Origin of the sequence: Halalkalibacillus sediminis, from assembly GCF_002844535.1 — a bacterium.
Taxonomy (GTDB): Bacteria; Bacillota; Bacilli; order Bacillales; family Alkalibacillaceae; genus Halalkalibacillus_A; species Halalkalibacillus_A sediminis.
This window is the reverse complement of the sequence record NZ_PJNH01000005.1, coordinates 1-18862: the sequence shown is the minus strand read 5'-3', so window position 1 is coordinate 18862 and position 18862 is coordinate 1. Positions and strand designations below refer to the sequence as shown.

The 18862-nt window shown below is 39.4% G+C and carries 20 protein-coding genes, 1 pseudogene and 1 riboswitch; of the genes and pseudogenes, 17 read left to right on the top strand and 4 right to left on the bottom strand.

From position 1 onward, the window contains the following. Nucleotides 1-5: 5 nt before the first annotated feature. The 8 genes and pseudogenes from purD (at nucleotide 6) to CEY16_RS14395 (ending at nucleotide 7538) form a co-directional block, all read left to right on the top strand. A complete protein-coding gene (gene purD, locus CEY16_RS14430) occupies nucleotides 6-1265 on the top strand; it encodes a phosphoribosylamine--glycine ligase (RefSeq protein ID WP_101332766.1) in 1260 nt (419 codons plus the stop codon). A gap of 3 nt (nucleotides 1266-1268) precedes the next feature. Further along, a riboswitch (ZMP/ZTP riboswitch) is annotated at nucleotides 1269-1352 on the top strand. Nucleotides 1353-1382: 30 nt separating this feature from the next. Further along, nucleotides 1383-2246, top strand: a complete 864-nt coding sequence (locus CEY16_RS14425) for a bifunctional 5,10-methylenetetrahydrofolate dehydrogenase/5,10-methenyltetrahydrofolate cyclohydrolase (RefSeq protein ID WP_101332765.1) — start codon at nucleotides 1383-1385, stop codon at nucleotides 2244-2246. Between the two features lie 162 nt (nucleotides 2247-2408). After that, complete coding sequence (gene rplM / locus CEY16_RS14420; RefSeq protein ID WP_101332764.1) at nucleotides 2409-2846, top strand: 50S ribosomal protein L13; 438 nt, start codon at nucleotides 2409-2411, stop codon at nucleotides 2844-2846. 23 nt (nucleotides 2847-2869) lie between these two features. Next, nucleotides 2870-3262 carry a 30S ribosomal protein S9 gene (gene rpsI, locus CEY16_RS14415; protein ID WP_101332763.1) on the top strand — a complete coding sequence of 131 codons (393 nt, stop codon included), beginning with the start codon at nucleotides 2870-2872 and terminating at the stop codon, nucleotides 3260-3262. Between the two features lie 542 nt (nucleotides 3263-3804). Beyond that, the gene (locus CEY16_RS14405) at nucleotides 3805-4761 is read left to right on the top strand and encodes a hypothetical protein (RefSeq protein ID WP_101332762.1); all 957 of its coding nucleotides are present in this window, start codon (nucleotides 3805-3807) and stop codon (nucleotides 4759-4761) included. Nucleotides 4762-5123: 362 nt separating this feature from the next. Continuing rightward, a pseudogene (gene rpsI / locus CEY16_RS15620) lies at nucleotides 5124-5183 on the top strand (30S ribosomal protein S9); the annotation flags it as partial. A 173-nt stretch (nucleotides 5184-5356) separates the two neighbouring features. Beyond that, nucleotides 5357-6553 (top strand): MFS transporter, encoded by a 1197-nt coding sequence (locus tag CEY16_RS14400; protein WP_101332761.1) that lies wholly within the window; start codon nucleotides 5357-5359, stop codon nucleotides 6551-6553. A gap of 526 nt (nucleotides 6554-7079) precedes the next feature. Then, nucleotides 7080-7538, top strand: coding sequence for a hypothetical protein (locus CEY16_RS14395; RefSeq protein ID WP_101332760.1), 459 nt, complete (start codon nucleotides 7080-7082; stop codon nucleotides 7536-7538). Nucleotides 7539-7645: 107 nt separating this feature from the next. On the opposite strand, the gene CEY16_RS14390 is transcribed toward CEY16_RS14395, so the two are convergent. Beyond that, nucleotides 7646-8005, bottom strand: a complete 360-nt coding sequence (locus tag CEY16_RS14390; RefSeq protein ID WP_101332759.1) for a hypothetical protein — start codon at nucleotides 8003-8005, stop codon at nucleotides 7646-7648. A 43-nt stretch (nucleotides 8006-8048) separates the two neighbouring features. After that, complete coding sequence (locus CEY16_RS14385; RefSeq protein WP_101332758.1) at nucleotides 8049-8288, bottom strand: hypothetical protein; 240 nt, start codon at nucleotides 8286-8288, stop codon at nucleotides 8049-8051. A gap of 276 nt (nucleotides 8289-8564) precedes the next feature. Between CEY16_RS14385 and CEY16_RS15555 the strand changes: the two genes are divergently transcribed. The 7 genes from CEY16_RS15555 (at nucleotide 8565) to CEY16_RS14355 (ending at nucleotide 15869) form a co-directional block, all read left to right on the top strand. Then, the gene (locus tag CEY16_RS15555; protein ID WP_338015938.1) at nucleotides 8565-8969 is read left to right on the top strand and encodes a cytochrome P450 family protein; all 405 of its coding nucleotides are present in this window, start codon (nucleotides 8565-8567) and stop codon (nucleotides 8967-8969) included. Further along, nucleotides 8966-9826, top strand: coding sequence for a cytochrome P450 (locus tag CEY16_RS14380; RefSeq protein WP_338015937.1), 861 nt, complete (start codon nucleotides 8966-8968; stop codon nucleotides 9824-9826). The genes CEY16_RS15555 and CEY16_RS14380 overlap by 4 nt, the downstream gene beginning before the upstream one ends. 186 nt (nucleotides 9827-10012) lie before the next feature. After that, complete coding sequence (locus tag CEY16_RS14375; RefSeq protein WP_101332757.1) at nucleotides 10013-11035, top strand: TAXI family TRAP transporter solute-binding subunit; 1023 nt, start codon at nucleotides 10013-10015, stop codon at nucleotides 11033-11035. Next, a complete protein-coding gene (locus tag CEY16_RS14370; protein WP_162297955.1) occupies nucleotides 11022-11603 on the top strand; it encodes a DUF1850 domain-containing protein in 582 nt (193 codons plus the stop codon). Before CEY16_RS14375 ends, CEY16_RS14370 begins: the two co-directional genes overlap by 14 nt. An 80-nt stretch (nucleotides 11604-11683) precedes the next feature. Then, nucleotides 11684-13912, top strand: a complete 2229-nt coding sequence (locus CEY16_RS14365) for a TRAP transporter permease (RefSeq protein WP_101332755.1) — start codon at nucleotides 11684-11686, stop codon at nucleotides 13910-13912. A 124-nt stretch (nucleotides 13913-14036) separates the two neighbouring features. Then, a complete protein-coding gene (gene cwlD / locus CEY16_RS14360) occupies nucleotides 14037-14735 on the top strand; it encodes an N-acetylmuramoyl-L-alanine amidase CwlD (RefSeq protein ID WP_101332754.1) in 699 nt (232 codons plus the stop codon). 78 nt (nucleotides 14736-14813) lie between these two features. After that, a complete protein-coding gene (locus CEY16_RS14355) occupies nucleotides 14814-15869 on the top strand; it encodes an Mrp/NBP35 family ATP-binding protein (protein WP_101332753.1) in 1056 nt (351 codons plus the stop codon). A gap of 89 nt (nucleotides 15870-15958) precedes the next feature. On the opposite strand, the gene gerD is transcribed toward CEY16_RS14355, so the two are convergent. Continuing rightward, nucleotides 15959-16606, bottom strand: coding sequence for a spore germination lipoprotein GerD (gene gerD / locus CEY16_RS14350; protein WP_101332752.1), 648 nt, complete (start codon nucleotides 16604-16606; stop codon nucleotides 15959-15961). A gap of 134 nt (nucleotides 16607-16740) precedes the next feature. Here gerD and CEY16_RS14345 point away from each other — a divergent pair, with 134 nt between their 5' ends. Further along, nucleotides 16741-17370, top strand: coding sequence for a KinB-signaling pathway activation protein (locus tag CEY16_RS14345; protein WP_101332751.1), 630 nt, complete (start codon nucleotides 16741-16743; stop codon nucleotides 17368-17370). A 21-nt stretch (nucleotides 17371-17391) separates the two neighbouring features. Here the strand turns inward: CEY16_RS14345 and CEY16_RS14340 are convergent, their stop codons facing one another. Then, nucleotides 17392-18150 (bottom strand): polysaccharide deacetylase family protein, encoded by a 759-nt coding sequence (locus tag CEY16_RS14340; RefSeq protein ID WP_162297954.1) that lies wholly within the window; start codon nucleotides 18148-18150, stop codon nucleotides 17392-17394. A 168-nt stretch (nucleotides 18151-18318) separates the two neighbouring features. Between CEY16_RS14340 and CEY16_RS14335 the strand changes: the two genes are divergently transcribed. Continuing rightward, the gene (locus CEY16_RS14335) at nucleotides 18319-18546 is read left to right on the top strand and encodes a hypothetical protein (protein ID WP_101332749.1); all 228 of its coding nucleotides are present in this window, start codon (nucleotides 18319-18321) and stop codon (nucleotides 18544-18546) included. Nucleotides 18547-18862: the final 316 nt, after the last annotated feature.

Here is an 18862-nt window from a genome sequence, read left to right as displayed (position 1 = left end):
CGGCTATGAAGGTGTTGATCATCGGTCGAGGTGGACGCGAACACGTCCTCGCTTGGAAAGTAGCTCAAAGTAATCGGGTAGAGCAAGTATTCGTAGCGCCTGGCAATGATGGGATGGAAGACGTGACAACGCTACTTCCTATAGAGGAATCGAATCACAACGAACTCCTCAACTTTGCGAAAAAAGAAGAGATTGACCTGACAATCGTAGGACCAGAAGTACCACTTATGGCTGGGATCGTGGATCATTTTCAAGAAGCGAACCTTCGAATTTTCGGACCGACAGAAGCTGCTTCTCTCATAGAGGGAAGTAAAGACTTTGCGAAAGCGTTGATGAAAAAATATCAGATTCCTACTGCGGCATCGCAAACTTTCCATGAAATCGCACCTGCGAAAGAATACATACACGCGCAAGGTGCACCGATCGTCATCAAAGCGGATGGTCTCGCTGCTGGAAAAGGTGTTGTGGTTGCTCAAACGTTAGAAGAAGCGGAACAAGCAGTCGACGACATGCTTGGGGATCAAGCTTTTGGTGAAGCGGGAGCGCGAATCGTCATTGAAGAGTTCCTACAAGGTGAAGAGTTCTCTTTGATGGCTTTCGTCAATGGCACCAATGTCTACCCAATGGTTCTTTCGCAAGATCATAAGCGAGCATATGATAACGATAAAGGTCCAAACACTGGCGGCATGGGGGCTTATTCTCCAGTGCCTCAGATTGAAGACACTATCTACGAACAATCCATTGAAAAGATACTGAAACCGACAGCAGAAGCGCTCGTACAAGAGGAGCGATCATTCACGGGAATCCTTTACGCAGGTCTGATTTTGACAGAGGGTGGACCGAAAGTGATTGAGTTCAATGCTCGTTTCGGGGATCCAGAAGCACAAGTCGTTTTGCCGAGACTTGAGAATGATCTGGTAGATGTAATAGAGAGTGTGCTGAAAGCAGAGCCCCTCGAACTTCAATGGTCACAAGATGCAGTGGTTGGGGTAGTCCTGGCGTCAAAAGGCTATCCTGGAGCTTATGAAAAAGGTGCTTCACTGCCTGACTTGCCAGCCAAAAATCCACCAAGTCTGCTTTTCCACGCAGGAACTAAAAATCAGGCGGGAGAATGGAAGGCAAACGGAGGTAGAATCCTGTTAGTGGCTTCCAAACAACCTACGCTTGAACAAGCGCAGCAAGCGGTTTATCATGAAATGAGTCGTTTTGAAAGTGATCATATTTTTTACCGAAAAGATATTGCATCAAAAGCACTTCAAATATAGATATAATCACATAGTGACTGACGACAAACGTGGAGACCACCACAAGGGAGCTATGTGTGAGAATTGCCGGTCGTCTGGGCGAGGGGATTCCCCTTCAAACTATAGGAGGTTATAGATATGAATCAACCAATGATTCTGGACGGGAGAAAAGTGGCAACATCAATCAAAGAGGAATTGAAGCAAACAGTGGAATCCTTAAGCAAACAAGGGGTAACACCAAAACTTGCAACCATTTTAGTAGGAGATAATTCTTCTTCCAAAACGTATGTACAGATGAAAGCGAACGCTTGTAAAAAAATCGGAATGGAATCCGAACGTATTTACTTAGATGAAGACACTACCACGGAAGAACTACTGGATGTCATCACGCAACTGAACGAGGACGATTCAGTGCACGGAATTCTGTTACAACACCCCGTCCCAGCTCAAATCGATGAACGAAAAGCTTTTGATACCATCAAATTAGAAAAAGATGTCGATGGAGTGACCAGTCACGGGTTCGGTTCGACTGCATTCCAGTTGAATGCATATCCGTGCTGTACTCCAGCAGCGATCATGAAAGTCATTGATTTTTACGATATAAATGTAGAGGGTAAACATGCAATCGTCATCGGAAGAAGTCCAATTCTTGGAAAACCAGTTTCCATGATGTTATTGAACCGAAACGCAACCGTGACGATGAGCCATTCCAAGACGGAGAACCTTCCAGAATTGATTAAACAGGCTGACCTTGTCGTAGCAGCGGTCGGAAAACCGAACTTCGTCAAAGGTGAATGGCTGAAAGAGGGCGCAGTGGTGCTAGATGCAGGATACAATGAAGGGAATATCGGAGACGTCGAATACGAAGCGTGTGAAAGGCAGGCAAGTGCGATTACACCAGTTCCTGGAGGCATCGGTCCGGTAACGATTGCTACCCTTTTACAGAACACGGTAGAAGCTGCATCGGAATCGCTTGAAAAAATGAACAAAATCAATCGATGAAATTTAAAATATGTCTGCAATTCTACTTGACATCTACCCCATAGGTATTATAATATATTCTATGGCATTTTATCATTACCGCGTATAGCCCCGGAAAGTTATTCGTGATGAGATAAAAACTAGATTCGATTAGGAATGGAAAGCAATTAGGAGGGAAAAGACATGCGCACAACTTTCATGGCAAATGAAGCAAACGTTGAGCGTAAATGGTATGTGGTTGACGCAGAAGACAAAACATTAGGTCGTCTATCGACTGAAGTTGCAACTCTACTTCGCGGCAAGCATAAACCAACTTACACACCACACGTTGATACAGGTGATCATGTGATCATCATTAATGCTGACAAAATTCATTTAACAGGTAAAAAATTATCAGATAAAATTTATTACCGCCATTCAAACTACCCAGGTGGTTTAAAAGAACGTAATGCAGAAGAAATGCGTTCAAAATATCCAGAAAAAATGCTTGAACTAGCTATCAAAGGTATGCTACCTAAGAATAAACTAGGTCGTAAGATGGGCAAAAAGCTACACGTATACCGTGGCGCTGAGCACAAGCATGAAGCACAAAAACCAGAAGTTTACGAACTTCGCGGGTAATTGAAGAAGGAGGTTAACTGATCGTGGCACAAGTACAATACTATGGAACTGGACGTCGTAAGAGCTCTGTAGCACGCGTACGACTTGTCCCTGGAAACGGAAAAGTCGTTGTAAATAATGTAGATGCGGAAGATTTCTTCCCACACGAAACTCTACGCCTAGTAATCAACCAGCCGCTTGAAGCGACTGAAAACGTTGGTAACTATGACGTATTAGTAAACGTAAATGGTGGAGGTTTCACTGGTCAAGCAGGTGCAATCCGTCTAGGAATTGCTCGTGCGTTGCTTAAAGCTGACCCTGAATACCGTACTACTCTAAAACGAGCAGGATTCTTAACTCGTGACGACCGCATCAAAGAACGTAAGAAATACGGTCTTAAAGGCGCTCGTCGTGCACCACAGTTCTCAAAACGTTAAGTTTTGCTTATACAAACACTCAAAACCTCTCTTTCATTTAATATGGAAGAGAGGTTTTTTCTGTTTTTGTGAAAATGACTCACAAATGACTCACATTGACTCACAAAAAATAATTTAGTCGTTAATTAGATATATATTTGGCGAAGTTTTTAGCAACCTCATCTTTTTTCTTTTTTGAAACATGAGTATAAATGTTATACGTTGTTTGAATATCCTCAATTAAAATTCGGAGTGAGTTAAAATTAACAACCTCTGAGCTAATTGATCAAGCTAATAAAAAGGGTTTGATTTTACAGAAAACACAATTAGTCGGGCCGAGGGTGGGGATAAACATCTCCCCTTTGAAATATATGAAAATATTCTAAGTGTGCTAAAAAAATAAGATAGTTCGATTGTTTAAAATAAGATAATGATTTTAGGGAGAGTTTTTGGGTTGGAATAATCTATAAAAGATTATTAACAAACTTCTAAAGACTCTTTTTTTATTGCCGAAATGAAGGTTAGAGAAATAAATAGAAAAGTTTGTAAAGGAAGGTATAAACATGTATAAAAGAGTTTTACTAGTTGGAGGATTAGCAACGTTGTTAATAGTCGCTATAACCTCTTTGATTGCAATGGACGAAAAAGTCAGTAAATATCAGAAAGGAGAAGAAAGTAAAGCTAATTCTTTTGATGATGATTACCAAGACAAGCAACAGGAAGATAAGGTTACTACATATCGCACATTCGATAGTGAATTATTAGAAGCACCTCAATATCATGGGGAGAAACTTATTGAGCAGTCTGAGGAAGATAACGATTCTGATGAAGAGGAACAAGAGGAAACCGAAGAAGAAAACAAAGAACAAGAAGGTCGCCAGTCAGGAGATAATGACCAAGAGAATGATACTCAAAGTGTAGTAGCGAAGAATGATTCCGATTCTTCTCGTGATAGCTCAACAAGCACAAAGGAGGAGCAATCAACGAATTCTTCAAACACGTCGTCTAAAAACTCTAGCAACGAGTCAAATGATACAACCAACACTTCTGATCAAACGAACACGTCTTCTGGAAGCAAGAAAAAGAAAGATGAACCAAAAGAGGAATCGAAGGAAGAAAAAACACAAGAGGAACCAAAAGAGGAATCGAAGGAAGAAAAAACACAAGAGGAACCAAAAGAAGAACCAAAGGAAGAACCAAAAAAATCAAAAACAGTACAGACGGTTCAGAATGCTTTACCGAGTGGATATGAAGCTATAAGCGGTGAAAGTTCAGTACAAATATTTAAAGGTGGAGCTTATATCGCTAGTGTGAACCACGGAGGTTTACATTTGGGTTCACTGCACTCAGCCGATATACAAGCGGGAGTAAAAGCAGCAAGCGCTTTAGGTGCAAATGCAAGCACCATTAACGCTCTTGTAGATGATGCCTTAGAAGATGATTCAGAAGTACACAGCGAAGGAACATATCAGGCGTATAAATTAGGAGCGAATGAAATGATTATATCTTACAGAATCTAATAATTATTTATTAGAACTTATTATGGAGGGCGTTAGACTGTCTCAAAACCTGGAAAAGCACCTGACCGCTATTATGGTATTCCAAGGCAACAATTATAATCTATTCATTATCTACTGAATGTTTAGAATGCTAGGATAGATACTGCACCAATATGAGGCACTGTGCTTCGAATCGATTCGCCTCACTATGCCTCATATTGATGCACTTTATTGTTGAGAGAAGGATATGATTTAGTCTCTTTGTTGGAAAAATGATAACCCTTTGAATACCCTTTTCCAACACGAAATTAGAAAGCGATAAAAACTTGTATTAAAAGGCTTTGTGTAGTTTGAAATCACTTCGCTAATTTGGGAATCCGTAAGAACTTAAGAAATACGGTCTTAAAGGCGCTCGTCGTGCACCACAGTTCTCAAAACGTTAAGTTTTGCTTATACAAACAAATCAAACCTCTCTTTCATTTTTATATGGAAGAGAGGTTTTTTGTGTTTTGTGAGAATGACTAACAAATAAGAATAAAATGTTTTTGCTTTTTTTAATGATGTCTTCCCATCTTGGACACTCTAAAAGCGTTAACTACAAAAAGAGGTGTAAAGAATGGAGAATAAAGTCAGCCGTTGGTGTTTAATCAGCATGGCTTCTATCCCACTCGTCATGACGTTGGGGAATTCTATGTTAATTCCAGTATTACCGATTTTCGAGAAAAAAGTAGGAATTACATCGTTCCAATCGAGCACAATCATTACCAGTTATTCGTTGGCGGCTATTCTCTTAATTCCAATTGCGGGGTATCTTTCAGATCGGTTCGGTAGGAAAATCGTTATTCTACCCAGCTTAATTCTTGCTTTTATTGGGGGAATCATTGCTGGATTTGCTTCCTGGAAAATAGACGACCCTTTTCTGTGGATTATCATCGGCAGAATCTTCCAAGGAGTGGGTGCTGCGGGAGCTACTCCGATAATTTTGCCCCTTGTCGGTGACTTGTATAAAAATAATGATGAGAAGACAAGCTCGTGTCTTGGTATCATTGAAACCTCCAATACGTTCGGAAAAGTGCTGAGTCCTATTCTGGGAGCGTTATTCGCTGCTTTTTTATGGTTCTTACCTTTCTTTTCTATCTCTTTTTTTAGTTTGATCTCTATTGTACTTGTTTTCTTCTTTATTAAAGTTCCTAAGGATAGTGAACAGAACTCGAAGCCTTTAAAGCAGTTCATTAAAAAGACGAAGGAAATTTTAAAAAAAGAGGGGAAGTGGCTGTACCCAGTTTTTCTACTGGGGGCCTATACGATGTTAATCCTGTTTGCTGTTTTATTTTTTATGTCTGACATATTAGAGAAAACTCATGATATTTATGGAGTTAAAAAGGGTTTTGTGCTTGCTATCCCACTTTTTAATTTGTGTGTAGCATCTTTCATAACAGGCAAAAAAATCAAAGGGGATACAGCAACAATGAAGAAAGTCATTGTCGTTGGTTTAATTACAGCATCGTTCGGTGTGGTTTTTGTAGGATATGCCAGTGATAATATTGCACTATTGCTGTTAGTAACAAGTATACTTGGGGCTGCAATAGGGGCGATGCTACCCACTTTAGATGCAATGATTACCGAAGGGATTGAAAAAGAAGAGAGAGGGACAATTACTTCGTTTTACAGCTCCTCTCGGTTCATTGGGGTTGCCGCAGGGCCTCCAATCATGTCATTACTTATGAAGGAGTATCTTAATGTAAGTTATATCACAGGAGGAGTTTTAGGAGTTATATTAACCTTGTTTGTCCTTAAGTTTATTAAACCTTAAAAGATGATGCCCTACATTCTCTGAACAAAAATTGAGTGTAGTAATTACTCTGATTTGTTTTAAAGTTGTTGTGCCACATTGTCAGAATCCAGCACTGGATCAGCACCCTCCTTTATACACGGGACTCTGCCCTTCCCTCAAATTAATGTACAACCCTAGGGAAAACTTACTCAATTATTCGGTGAATGGAATTCCTAGAAAGCAGAATGTTTTTACTTTGAACATTCTGCTTTTTTCCTAGGATGGCAATTGTCTTAATAACTATTAGAGCTACCTGATATTGTGAGGAAGAATCATAATAAGTGATATAAATTTACTGGATGTCGCTGCAAACGCTCAGGTGTTATTGCAGGTACTACTTGCATTAGTAGCGAGAATTGATATTCTCTAGAGTTAGAAAGCCAATTACTGTGATGTAATTGGCTTTTTCTTATATCCTTTCTATGATAACCAACGTGAAACACTAGAAAAATATGTTAAAATTACAATAATAAGACTTTCGATTTAAAAAGGGAGTGATTATAAGATGTCAAAATTAGTTTTCGGAGTAGTTGGGGTTGTTTTAGCAATGATTATAGGCATAGTGTGGTTTAACCCTCAATCTATTTTTAGTGATGATATTGATGAATCTAGTACTCTTGGCGAAGAAAAAATTGAACAATACATAAATAAAGTTAGTGAGCTGATCGAGCCACATGAAGTTGATTTGGAAAATTCGACTGACCCAAAATCAATCGAGCATGTTGAAGTGACCATAACCCGATTAAATGATTCTGTTGATCGCGAAATTACCAATAAGGATTCAGACAGCATAAGTGAAGAGAATCTTAATGAATTATTAATAGAGATAAGGAGCAAGAGGGATACAATCAATAATTTAGTGGCTAGTTTTGATTACTTCAGTGAAGAGAGAGGATATTTAGAAGACGCGATTAATGCATTAAATTTACTAGAAGAACTTATCATTGATCTTAATCAGAAATAGTAAACCAACGAGAATTTTTTAAACTCATGATTCTTTTGTAGGCAGGGGGCGCTATACAAGATGGATATCCCCCAATTCCTACGAACTGTGTTCAAGAAAGGTTGGAATTAATTAAACGGGTGTAATGATTCATTTGGTATTTTTCGAACATCTATTATTTTGAGCTTATGAGTTCCTGGGCTCGTTTCAATTATAAATGCATCGTCACCGTATTGAAAAAGTGAGAATTGACGTAGTTTCCATGGGGTGCTGTTTTTGTCTATAATTTCTTCTAATAGTTCTTGTTTCTCTGAGCTGTGGTAATCGTCCAGAAACAACTCCTCAAGTCCTTGAGGGTCTGAAAAATTAACAGATTGGTACAACTCGATTGTATCTTTCGGTTTATATAAAAGTTCATAATATGCTACACCAAGAATTATTGTAAGTAATAAAAAAGTGATAACGATTTTATAATGAAGTGCTTTCATCATTTTCCCCCGATCGAATATTCACTAACAATGGTTAAATTACCTATTTAGGATCCTTTTTCATTCTCAACCATGCGTGCACAGTAGATATCACACCAAGCAGTATAAAAAGGGAAATAAACAATCCTTTTATAAGGTTCGAAATGTCCTCATGCAATAGAATATATACTATATATCCTACAATAAAAAGGTCCATCCATAGTAAACGCTTAAATTTTCCTCGATTAGTTAGATCTCGATATAGAACATCAGAAAAAGCTCCATCCTCTTCATTTTTTGGCATGATGTAACCTCCGTTATTTTTTGAACCTCAAGACGGGTGGCTCAATCTCGTGTACTCAATTCTTCTTAAGCAATATATTCTCTTTCAAATTATGAAACCACCATTTCCAAGATAATCTTATTTTATTTAGATAAAAGTTTAATCCGTTTGTAAAATAATAACAATACAGGGGGTCTAAATCAACTCGATCAGTGAACAAAGCTGAATTAAGATTACTTTTAGCCTTTTACCTTCCGGGGTAACATAATAGAAAACATCCAATTTGGGGGTGGACAAATGAGTGAACAGCAAAAACATATGCCGAAGGATCAAGGTTTGGATCATACACTGGGTTTATTGAAAGAAGGATACTATTTTATTTTGAATCGGAAGGATAAGTTTGATTCTCGAGTATTTGAAACGAGGCTTCTTGGTGAGAAGGCGATCTGTCTTGTGGGTGAAGAAGAGGCAAAGTTGTTTTATGACAATGACAAGTTCTCAAGAGTTGAGGCTGCTCCGAATCGTATCAAGAAAACTCTTTTCGGAGAGGGTGGTGTCCAAGGTCTTGACGGAGAAGACCATCATCGCAGGAAACAGATGTTCATGTCCATGATGACGCAAGATACACTTCAAGAGATTAGAAGTTTGGTTCACCAAGAGTGGAACACTGCAATAACAAAATGTGAACACCAAGAAGAATGAACGTCTATGATGAAGCTAAAATGGTACTCTCTCGAGTTGCGGTAAAGTGGACGGGTGTGCCAATAAAAGAAGACGAGATAGAACAATGGACAGAAGAACTTAGTGATTTGTTTGAAAAAGCTTCGAGTGTGGGCCCGAAACACTGGAAGGCGAGAAGGTCACGATCAAAGGCTGAAGATTGGATAGAAGGTTTAGTCGAAAAAGTAAGAGCTGGTACGGTCGACGTTCCAAAAGATCGTGCGCTTTACCAATTTGCTTGGCATCGTGATTTGAATGGAGATCTATTGGATAAGCATGTAGTGGCAGTAGAATTGCTGAATCTATTACGGCCGATCGTAGCGGTTTCTGTATATATTGATTTTACAGTGCTCGCGCTTCAACAATTCCCAGAGGAAAAAGAAAAGCTTCGTTCTTCTGATGAAAATAAATTACAGAATTTTATCCAAGAAGTGCGTCGCTATTACCCTTTCTTCCCTTCGACAGCTGCGAGGGTAAAAAAGGATTTTACTTGGAATGGTTATGAATTTAAAGAAAACACTCTTACGCTATTGGATCTATATGGAACGAACCACGACCCAGCCATTTGGGAATCACCAGATCAATTCGTCCCGGAACGTTTTGCAGAATGGAATGGGAACCCATTCAACTTCATTCCACAGGGGGGTGGGGAGTTCGGTGTCGGGCATCGTTGTGCAGGGGAATGGATTACCATTGAAATATTGAAGGAAACGGTGCATATTTTCGTGAATAAAATTACGTTCGAGTTCCCGGATCAAAATATTAGCTATAGCATGAACGACATTCCAAGCCTTCCAGAAAGTAAAGTCGTGTTAAAAAGCGTTCGATTAATACGTTGAAACTAAAAGCTCATCCAATTGTTGGGTGAGTATTTTTGTGAATAAATAGCAATCGCCCACTTGATAAGTTACAAATATTTCAATTTAATATTTTATGTTAGAGTTTTCTAATTACATTTTTATAAAGTGTGTGGTATTATTAGTAAACATAAGAATTTTAATAAGATTTTAGGGGGTATTTTTGATATGAAAAAATTTAGTTTGTTATTGGTTCTTTTCTTAACGCTTGGTTTATTCCTAGCAGCTTGTGGTGGGGATGACGCAGACGAAGAAGAAGGGTCTGACGAAGAAGGTACATCAGAAGAAGGTTCAGGTGATGGGGAAGAAGCAAGTGGTGACTGGATTGAAAACGTTACCATGTTAACTGGTGGTGAAGCTGGTACTTACTTCCCATTAGGTGTTGCGATGGCTGATGTAATTTCTGAAAATGTTGATGGCGTTACAGCAAATGGTATCTCAAGTGGTGCTTCAGTTGTAAATATCAACGAAGTTTCTGGTGGAGAAGCACAACTAGCATTGGTTCAGAACGACACAGCTTTTTATGCACATGAAGGATCTATGATGTTTGAAGAAGTTAAAGATGGATATAGTGGGGTTTTCACCATCTATCCAGAAACGATCCAAATCGTTGCGATGGCAGACAGTGGTATTGAAAGTATTGAAGATTTAAAAGGTAAGCGTGTGGCTGTAGGTGACGTTGGTTCAGGTACAGAAGCGAACGCTGAGCAAATTTTTGGTGTTCATGATATGACTTTCGATGACATCAGTGCGGAATACATGGGATTCGGTGATGCATCCACTAACTTGCAGGATGGTAACATCGACGCTGCATTCGTAACATCTGGTACACCAACTGGTAGTATCCAGGAGTTAAGTGCTAGTGCGGACATCAAGTTGGTTAGCATTAGCGATGACATGATCGAAGCGCTTATGAACGAGTATCCTTACTACTCAAGACAAGATATACCTGAAGATGCTTATGACAACTTCGATAGCACAGGTTCAACAGTAGCTGTACAGGCGATGTTGATTGCAAGTGATGATCTTCCGGAAGATCAAGTTTATGAAATGGTAAAAGCTATTTTTGAAAACAAAGGCGACATTGAAAATGCCCACGAACGTGGTGCAGAATTAACAGTTGATACGGCTCAAGATGGTATGTCCATCGATTTACACCCAGGTGCACAGCGTTACTATGATGAGCAGTAATCAACCGAATGATCAACACAACCAAAAGGCATTGCTTCTTAATAGCAATGCCTTTTTTAACAAAAAATTTATTGCCGTTCTGTTAATTATCTTATTGACCGTAGCAATTGTTTTCTTTTTAAATACTAAAAGCCCTTATAAAAAAATTGTCATTGAGGACATACATACAGGGGATACGATGTGGCAGGAGGAAGTTGAGAAGGGGGATTGGTTTTCTCATCGATATATCCATTCTGTTGAAAAATCGCCCGTGGAAGAGAAGTTCAAGGTAGATGAAGATTGGGTCATTCTGACGATGGAAAGTTGGACGAAATCGTTTGGTGCTGGGCTACCCTATGAAAGGAAAGGGGACGTCGAGATGAAGGACGGCTATTATATATTAAGGAATCTTAATCGACCTGTTCACGGAGGGGTATTGCGAATGCAACCATCTGAACTGTTTCCTCATTCTTTCTTTTTTGAAGAACAAGAGGTGGTTTTATCAGAACCACCCTATTCAGATACCCAGATATTAATAGAAATCCAAGATATGACTTGGAAAGATAAACTGATGGCAACCTTTGGATGAAAAAAAGTATATTCTAATGAGTCTCTTTCATTTATAATAACTATATAGAAATGAATCTTTATGAGGCGAGGGGGATAAATGTGGACGAAAAACAACAACAAAATATGATATCCGAATTAGAAGGTAGTGACCGTCACCTACGGGGTGGTTGGGCATTCGTCGTTGTCTTAACCGCTGTAATCATGTCCGTTTTCCACCTATACGTCGCAGGGTTCGGGCTGCCAGGAATCGGTTCAAAAACATTTCTGATTTTTCACCTGACAATCGCGTTAGTTCTTGTATTTATGATTTTCCCGGTGAAAAAGAAGATGGGTCAAACTAAAATTCCAATTTACGACATATTGCTAGCAGGTTTATCGCTATTTGTCGGTATGTACATCATACAGCATCAAATGTCTTCCACAATCATGTCAGCGAACCCGACGACGATGGAGATCATCGTAGGTTTATCGCTGATCGTGTTAACCCTTGAGGCTACACGTCGAGTGGTTGGTTATCCGCTTGTCCTTATTGCTCTTGTATTTATTGCATACTTCTTCCTTGGAGAATTTATGCCAGGGCAGTTTTTCCATAACCGTGGGGACTTTGAGCGTTTCATTTACGAGACGAGTTATCGTAGTAACGGAATCTTTGGTACTCCAATTTACGCTTCCGCACAATTCGTGTTCATTTTTATTTTATTTGGCGCGATTTTGGAATCAACTGGTGCAGGTAAAATGTTTATCGACCTTGCATTAAGAGCCTTCGGTAAATATAAAGGTGGACCTGCTAAGGCGAGTGTTGTAGCGAGTGGAATGATGGGAAGTATTTCAGGGAGTTCCACTGCAAACGCGGTAACCACTGGTACTTTCACGATTCCACTGATGAAAAAAGTAGGGTTTAAACCTCACGTAGCCGGTGGTGTAGAGGTAGCAGCCTCCTCCAGTGGTCAGTTTTTACCTCCGATCATGGGTGCTGCGGCATTCATTATGGTTGAGCTTACAGGGATTCCTTATTACGAAATTATCCAGAGTGCCATTATACCTGCGATCTTATGTTATGTAGGTATTCTTTTCATGGTTCACTTTGAAGCATCCAAAAACAATATTACCGGAATGGATAAAAGCGAACTAGTCAAAGGTCGCCGCTTGTTGCTTCAACAGGGATACTTACTGATCCCGATATTCGTGCTCCTTTACTTCTTGGTTATCGAGAGAGTATCGGTAAACAACTCTGCATTCTTCTCGATCGTCATTTTGTTAGTGATTGCTACCTTTGCTCACCGATTTAAAGAGAGCATGGGAAGAGCGCTTTTATTTGCTGCTATATTGTTAGCTGCGGCATTAGCCTTCCAATATCTCGTTCAGTATCTGAATGCGGGATTATATGGGTTGAACGGAATCTTCAACACGAACTTCTTTGCTACCGAGACCATCCGTTGGAAGCCTCAGATTACCATCATGATTTTATTAGGTGCTATCGTGGCACTTATTTTCGCGGCAGGTCAGCGGAAGCTGAATATAGAGGAAGCACCTGTGCGTTACGGGTGGAGACAGTTATTAAACGGTTTTGAAATTGCTGCTCGTAATTCTCTATCGATTGTGGTAGCCTGTGCGACTGCAGGAATTTTGATTGGGGTCATTACAACCTCTGGTTTATCGACGAAGTTTACGAGAATAGTAGTAGGTTTTTCAGAAGATTTAACTTCTATGACACCTGCATTTTTAGTCACTGGAAATACAGAACTGGTTTATGCGTTGATATTGACAGTATTCGCTTGTCTATTGCTAGGTCTTGGATTACCGACAACTGCAACGTATGTTGTATTAGCGGCAATCGTTGCACCGATCTTAACTGATATGGGTGTCGAAGTGATCATCGCTCACCTATTCGTATTATACTACGGGGTTTTAGCGGATGACACGCCACCTATTAACTTACCAGCATATGCAACAGCAGGTATTGCGAACGCTGGGCCGGTCCGAACCGGTGTGCAAGGTTTCAAGTATGACTCGGCAGCACTATTGCTTCCGTTCGTATTTACTTTCAATCCAACCATTTTGTTAATAACTGATGCAGGTTGGCTCGAAGTGGTTTGGGCAATCATCACTGCAACATTCGGCCTGATTGCTTTTGCGTCATTTATCCAGAACTACATGTTTGTGAAACACTTATGGTTTGAACGTATCGCCGTACTAGCATCTGCAATCATGTTTATTGCGAATGATGTGTTGACTGACGGTATTGCGATAGTATTGATTGTAGCGGTTGGCTTGTTCCATTTGTTTAGAAAGAGAAACAAGGCGACTAAAGCAGAGGCTGTTAATTAAAAAAGCAGCACACTCAAAGTGTCATATAAATTAGTACAGAATTCCTCGAGCTTAGAGTAGAAGCTCGAGGATTTTTTCATATTTAAGGACAAACCTCCATATAGTTGGGTGAGGGGGGTTGTCTATGAAGCGTTTTTGGCTCATTTTATTATGGTTGGTAGGCCTTATTTTGCTAATTTATCTACTGAGGTACCCTATAGATACAATATTCACTACAACGAAAGGAACTACCACGCCGCTCGCTGGAAAAGTGATTGTGTTGGACCCAGGTCATGGTGGAGTTGACGGTGGAGCTGATTATGAGGATATACAAGAGAAGTCGATCGCTTTCCAAACGACCTTATTTTTAAGAGATTATTTACAAGGGGCTGGAGCGACCGTTTATTTGACGAGAGAAAAGGACGTCGACTTAGCACCTACTGATATGAAAGGTTATTCGAAACGAAAATCCTACGATATTCGAAAGCGAGTCGATTTCGTTAACGAAAAAGAAGCTGATCTATTCATTAGTGTGCACTTGAATTCGATTCCTAACAATCAATGGAGAGGGGCACAAGCTTTTTACTATCCGAATGATGAAAATAAAGAACTTGCGATGGAAATCCAGAAGCGAATGAATGAATCAGCGAATAAAGAACGCTCAGCTTTACCGATTCAAAATATATATATCCTGAAACATACGGATCCTGTAGGAGCTCTATTAGAAATTGGTTTCCTCTCAAATAGTGAAGAAAGAAGCAGGTTGATTAATGAAGATTATCAACGTGAAATGGCATCTTCTATTTATGAAGGGATTGTTGAATATTTGGTGCAGAAAGATTGATAATCGTATGAACTGAGACAGCTTGGAATTTATGTTATACTAGCCTTGGCATTAATATGATAAAGGATGGTGTAACAATTGGTTACAGAAGAACGCGTAAAGGAATTATTGAATCCAGTTCAGGATCCTCATATACATAAGTCCTTCGAAGAGACGGGGGCAATCCAGAACATCAGCATCAAAGAAGAAAAGAATCATGTAAGTGTGAAGATCGCACTAGCGAATCCGAATTCGGCTGAGCAAATGCAGCTCCAACAGGAGATTGTTGGCATGCTGAAAAAAGAAGGCGCTGCGACAGTGGGTCTTCGTTTCACTGAATTACCGGATGAACAACGTGATGAATACATGAATGAAGCTAATCAAGAACAGGAAGCGAATTTGATTGGACAAACAGGTACCAATTTTATCGCTGTAGCTAGTGGTAAAGGTGGCGTCGGTAAATCGACGGTAACTGTCAATTTAGCCGTAGCACTTGCTCGTTTAGGTAAAAAAGTAGGTATCGTTGACGCAGACATTTATGGTTTCAGTGTTCCAGATATGATGGGGATTGAAAACCGCCCACAAGTACGTGGTGAACGAATCATTCCAGTCGAACGTTTCGGTGTTCAGGTCATTTCAATGGGCTTCTTCGTCGAAGATAACTCTCCGATTATCTGGAGAGGTCCTATGCTTGGTAAGATGTTAGGTAGCTTCTTTAAAGAAGTTGAGTGGGGAGATCTAGACTACTTGCTACTTGACTTACCACCAGGAACAGGCGATATAGCATTAGATGTGCAAAGCTTATTACCATCATCTAAAGAATTAATCGTGACGACTCCGCACCCGACGGCAGCCTTCGTGGCAGCGCGTGCAGGGCAGATGGCGATGAAAGCAGAACACGACATCCTTGGTGTAGTGGAAAATATGGCTTATTTCGAAAGTACACTGACAGGTCAGAAAGAATACGTATTTGGTGAAGGCGGCGGAGATAAGTTAGCTGATGTACTAAACACAGATGTTCTAGGACGTTTGCCACTTCAACAACCATATGATGAAGTTGAAGAATTTGCGCCAGGTGTCTATCAGGAAGACCACCCAACAGGGAAGATTTTCTTGTCGATCGCAAATCAAGTGATCAGACGCTGCGAACTATAAAACAAAAATGATCCTGCAACGTAATCCGTTGCAGGATTTTTTAATGGAGTTAAAAGTTGTCTAGCGCAAGTGCCCCTCAACTATTCATATTACGAACTGCCCTCTCCACCTTGTTCTCCTCCACCGCCTTGCTCTCCGCTTTCGCCCCCACCTTGCCCTTGTTGCTGGCTTCCACCTTGTCCTTCTTCGGATTGCTTGGCTTTTTCAGCTGCTTGAAGTAAGGTTTCAGTCATTTTCGCTTTGAACAATGGACTGTTAAGTGTTTCTTGAATGGTTTCTTCTAGGTGTGCACGGAAAGGTTGACTTTTCAACGCTCCTATAATTGTTTGCTGCATTTGTTCGTTCTGAAATATACTGATTAATTGTTCTTGGTAGGTTGAATCATTCATCAAACCTTTAATCAGTTCCTTATCATGCTCTTGAGTTGCATTGACATATGATTGGACGAAAGATGGATCTTCATAAAGTTTCTTCCAGAATTCTTTGCCCTTTTCGCTATCCATCGTTTGTTCGAGAGACTGTTTGACCGTTTCAGAATCAATTACCAGTTGGCTCTTTGTTTCTTCGGCAGACAAAACTTCAGTAAGAGCTTTCTTACCATCATCCGTTTTTAATATATCAACCACCATTTTCTTAGTGGCTTCATAGTCGGGGTTTTCTTTAGATTCACCGCCACCTTGCGCACATGCGGTTAACGCAAAGATCAGTGCTATTGAAATCATGATTATTTTTTTCATGAGTATGACTCCTCTTTGAAATCGAACTACTTATAATATAAGGAGCCTGTGAAAAAATATACACAAATGCAAAAAGCAAAATATGTGAATACGTGATAAAATATGAATGGAATTTATTTTTAGGAGGACATACTGTGACTGTAAGAGCATGGCTGAAATTTTTTACAACATTACTTTTTATAGGTGCGATTACAACTGTCGTAACCAGCTTCTTCGTGCAACCTCACGCATATGAACCCTACATAAGCCCATTTAATGGATGGGAGATCTTCGGAGCATTGATATGGTTCATCGGTTTAGGGTTGGTATATAGTGTCATTAGTCAGATGGGATTTTTCGCATACCTTACTTTGCATCAGATTGGGCAAGGTTTCTTCGGTAAGTATTGGAAACATGCACAAATTTTGATTATTTCATTCGTGTTTTTTGAGCTGATCTATCTGAGATATATAAGGGCGGAAGATCCAGAACCATTAATCAACTATATACTTGTGGCTGCGATGTTATTGGTATATTCCATTGGAGTGGCTTTTGTAAAAGCTAAAGAAACTCACCAAAGAGCTTTCCTGCCAGCGATTTTCTTCATGTTTGTCGTAACGACTATCGAATGGCTCCCTGTATTGCGGGTGGATGACCCTGAATGGCTCATGCTCATGATTGTGCCACTTTTAGCATGTAACACCTATCAGTTACTTAAACTGCATAAAATTGTCGGGTTCAAAGCAGATAAAAATGATACACGTGAAGTACAAACGAAAGGATAGTCGCCATTGCGACTATCCTTTTTAGTTTATAGGGCGAAGTTCAATATTGGCTGGGGATAATAACTCAGTGAGTGAAATGAAGGAATAACCATCAGTTAACTTTTGGCTGATCAAGCTATCAACCACTTCTGATGTAGCGGTGAGATTATCTGAGGCAGGAAATACAATGATTTCTCCCCGGTCAAAATCACTGGAGATACGTTCAGCTTCTTGCTCAGGTTCAGCATCATCACCAATGGTTTCATAATGACTCCAAAATACAACTTGGTAACCTAAATCTTCAATATACTCTACAATTGTTTGATCAAACTTATTGTCTGGTAGACGGACGAACGTTAACGGTTCATAATCTAACCTTTTTAATACATCAGAGCCATTTTTCAAGTCCTCTTCAATATATTCCTCGGAGCGTCCAATATAAGGGTCATCATGGAAACCAAGCAAACCAACTTCGTGTTGATCCTCAATGATGATTTTAGCGATATCCTCATTTCTTAGAGCCCAATCCCCATTTACAAAAAAAGTTGCACGGACCTTGTGGTTTTGAAGTACTTCGAGAATTTCTAATACTTCGTCATCGCCCCAAGCTACATTGAATGTTAGAGCTACTTCATCCTTATCACTCTCAATTCTGGTTATAGCCCCAGTCTGCGTCGTAGGGTCCGATTGCTGTGAAACCAAACCAGAACTATAATGGATGGAAGTAAAAAGCAAAACCACCAATCCGATCAGCATTGACCACTTTTTCAAACTTGTCCAATTAAAAAAGTATATTTTCATCATATAACCTCTTCACTTAAAGTATTTATGTTATGTAAGGAAACAACTGATACAAGCTTCTTGTTTCAAATATATGAAAAGAAATTTGGAATTAGAATGAAACCTTACATAAACAAAGCATTTAAGGAAAAAATGAATATCATACTATATTGAAATGGATGTGAAGAGATGATTGGTTTGTTATTGAATGATATTGAACAAAAAGAATTAGAATATTTATTGAAAAGAGAAATGGATGAGCTTGTATATGATTTCAACTATCAAGATATGGATCAACAAGTGAAGAAAGCGATAAAAGAACGCTACATTGTCTTATTTGATATTTATAAACGATTCGCAAACCAAAAAGAATGCTTGAACTATATACCTAAGAAGAATTTTTCAGATGTAAAATAAAAAAAGTATTAAAAGCTATTGAAACCTAAAAATCCATATGGTATATTAATTTCTGTTGTCGCAAAAACAATACGCGAAAACGCATCTACAACCTTTCAAATTAAATAGGTATTTCTGATATAAATCACTTGTTAAGTTGAAAGATTGAAAATATGTTTTAAAGCTATTGACAACTGCTTCGAGACATGATAAATTAGTTCTCGTCGCAAAAAACGACAGCAAAAATTCGAACCTTGAAAACTAAACAAAATAGCCTGACGTCAATTCGTTTTTTCTCATCTGATTGGGAGAGAAAAAACAAGTAAGACAAGCCAAT